This is a genomic window from Microcystis sp. M49636_WE2 (genome assembly GCF_030065375.1).
Taxonomy (GTDB): Bacteria; Cyanobacteriota; Cyanobacteriia; order Cyanobacteriales; family Microcystaceae; genus Microcystis; species Microcystis aeruginosa_C.
Window position 1 is genome coordinate 1 of sequence record NZ_JASJFG010000393.1, and the last position, 2,306, is coordinate 2,306.

Sequence of the window (2,306 nt, forward strand, 5' to 3'; positions counted from 1 at the left end):
AGTTGTTGATGCAGTTGACGAATCGAAGTCATGTTCAGTTACCGGTTACAACCACCGTCAGGAGCAAGCAACAACCCCGGACAGCAAAGACTATTTTAGCGTCAGTTTGGCTGTCGGTCAGCTAATCCCCTAAAATTAAAGGAAAGCCTGGGAGGAAAACTAGAGTTATGACTTTTAATATCCGACAATTAGATAATTTAGACTACGATGAAGCCGAACCCTTATTAGAAGATTATATTACTGGAGCGATCGAAGAATATATCAATTCGCCAGAGGGAGAGGCCTATTATCAAGAAAAACAAGAAGGTGGTGGTTGGATTGCCAGCTTTATCGAGTTGGGCTATCTCTATGAAGGTTATACCCTTGCTACCATGACTAAGGCAGATGTGCAAATCTTAATGGAGAAGATTTTACCACGCAAAATTACTGTCCTCGATCCGACGGAAACGGAAGATGCTATCCCTGAATTAATTAGTTTTTGGCAATTTCTGGGACGAGAATATAAATTAACTCAGGCTAAGGCTATTATTAAATATTTAGAGCAATTAGGCGATCGCTTTAGTCAACTGATGAACAATCCCAGCAGTGGCGGTTTTATGAAAAATCTCCTGTTACAAGCGCATCAGCAGGGTTTTGATATCAGCAGTCAGGAGGGTTTAACAGCTTTTCAAGAAAAATATAATGCCGAACAACGCGCCAAACAGCAAGCGGCAGCAATATTGAAACAAACGCCTCCAGTTGTTCCTAAATCGGAAAATGTTCCCAAGGCAATGCAGGCCAAATATCAAGAAATTATCGATATTACCGATAAATTTGCCGCTCAATATCTTAATGAAGAATACGCCCAACTTATTCGCCAATTAACCGCAACTTTAGCTCGCAAGCGTCCCTCTCCCCTAGAAAAAGGTAAGGCTAATTCCTGGGCTGCCGGCATTACTCACGCCCTAGGAATGGTCAATTTTCTCTTCGATCCTAGTCAAAATCCCCACATTTCAGCCACAGAACTTTATAAAGCTTTTGGGGTTGCTCAAAGTACAGGACAAGCTAAATCAAAACAAGTGAGAGATTTACTGAAGATGTCCTATCTTGACTCAGAATGGGCTTTACCAAGCAATTTGGAGAACCATCCTAGCACTACAGTCCGGAAGTTAATCACTACCATGCTCGGTTATAGTTAGGGTTTGCCGCAAAAAGTCTGTTGATGGAGTTAGGAGGCACTCTTGCAGCAGTAGATTCCTGAATGACCCAATCTCGATCGATCTTGCCGACTAGACTCTAGTTACCTCTCCAGTTAAACTATAGTAGTCAATAGTTATAAAGTTTTAAACGATAACCTATTGTCAGCCTTTTTAACTGGTCACTTTATTACCCACCTATGTTAGACAGTTTCTCCCCCCAAACCTCTAGCGTCGTCCTCGCTTCGGTGGCGGACTATTTCAAAGTCCTGTCGGAAGTCAGTCGCCTACAGATTCTCAGTTGCTTGCAATTAGGCGCAATGAATGGTAAAGAAATCGCTGAAGCTACCGGACTGGGTCAAGCCAATCTCTCCAAACACCTGAAAGCTTTAACCCAATCGGGAATTATCTCGCGGCAACCCCAAGGAGTCAGCGTTTACTATCAAATTACCGACCCCGTGATCTATGATCTCTGTAAGGTGGTTTGCGATCGCATTAGTCAGCAAATGCGTCAACGGGCCAGAGAATTCGAGAGTCTGCCGGCTTTCCATCTCCCTAAATAGGGTCCGAAAAAGTTTGTTGCTGGGGTTAATCACAGAAACCAAAAACCTAACTAATACTATCCAAAATTACTCATGACTATGCTACAATAGTTTTATGAGTAGGTTGACCAGATCAGAAGCGGCTAAATTAAAAGGTGTAAGCGTATCGACATTAAGACGTTGGGAGTCTGAAGGTAAACTAATACCAGAAAGAACTGCTAACGGGCATCGTCGTTATACCGTCTCTCAGTTGCTTGGAGTAAAAGAGAATCTTTCCTATACTGTTGGCTATTGTCGCGTTTCTAGTCATGATCAAAAGAAAGATTTAGAACGTCAAAAAGAAGTTGTCGAATTGTTTTGCGCTTAAAACGGTTGGCAAGTTGAAATTATAGACGACTTAGGTTCAGGACTTAACTACAACAAAAAAGGATTAAAGCGATTAATTTGATTGATTGTTGATAGTAAAGTAGAGAGATTGGTCTTAACTCATAAGGATAGATTACTTAGATTTGGTAGTGAACTAATCTTTAGTCTGTGTGAGCAATTCGGAACTGAAGTTGTCATTATCAATCGAACTGAAGACAGTACA

Annotated in this window: 2 protein-coding genes and 1 pseudogene; all 3 read left to right on the top strand. The window is 41.5% G+C overall.

The genetic code is table 11. The features are described from left to right. Positions 1-167 precede the first annotated feature (167 nt). Positions 168-1,178 (top strand): DUF6398 domain-containing protein, encoded by a 1,011-nt coding sequence (locus PX484_RS09465; protein WP_288103605.1) that lies wholly within the window; start codon positions 168-170, stop codon positions 1,176-1,178. Positions 1,179-1,375: 197 nt separating this feature from the next. Further along, positions 1,376-1,738 carry an ArsR/SmtB family transcription factor gene (locus PX484_RS09470; RefSeq protein WP_004268370.1) on the top strand — a complete coding sequence of 121 codons (363 nt, stop codon included), beginning with the start codon at positions 1,376-1,378 and terminating at the stop codon, positions 1,736-1,738. A 94-nt stretch (positions 1,739-1,832) separates the two neighbouring features. Next, positions 1,833-2,306: pseudogene (locus PX484_RS25990) on the top strand (IS607 family transposase); the annotation flags it as partial.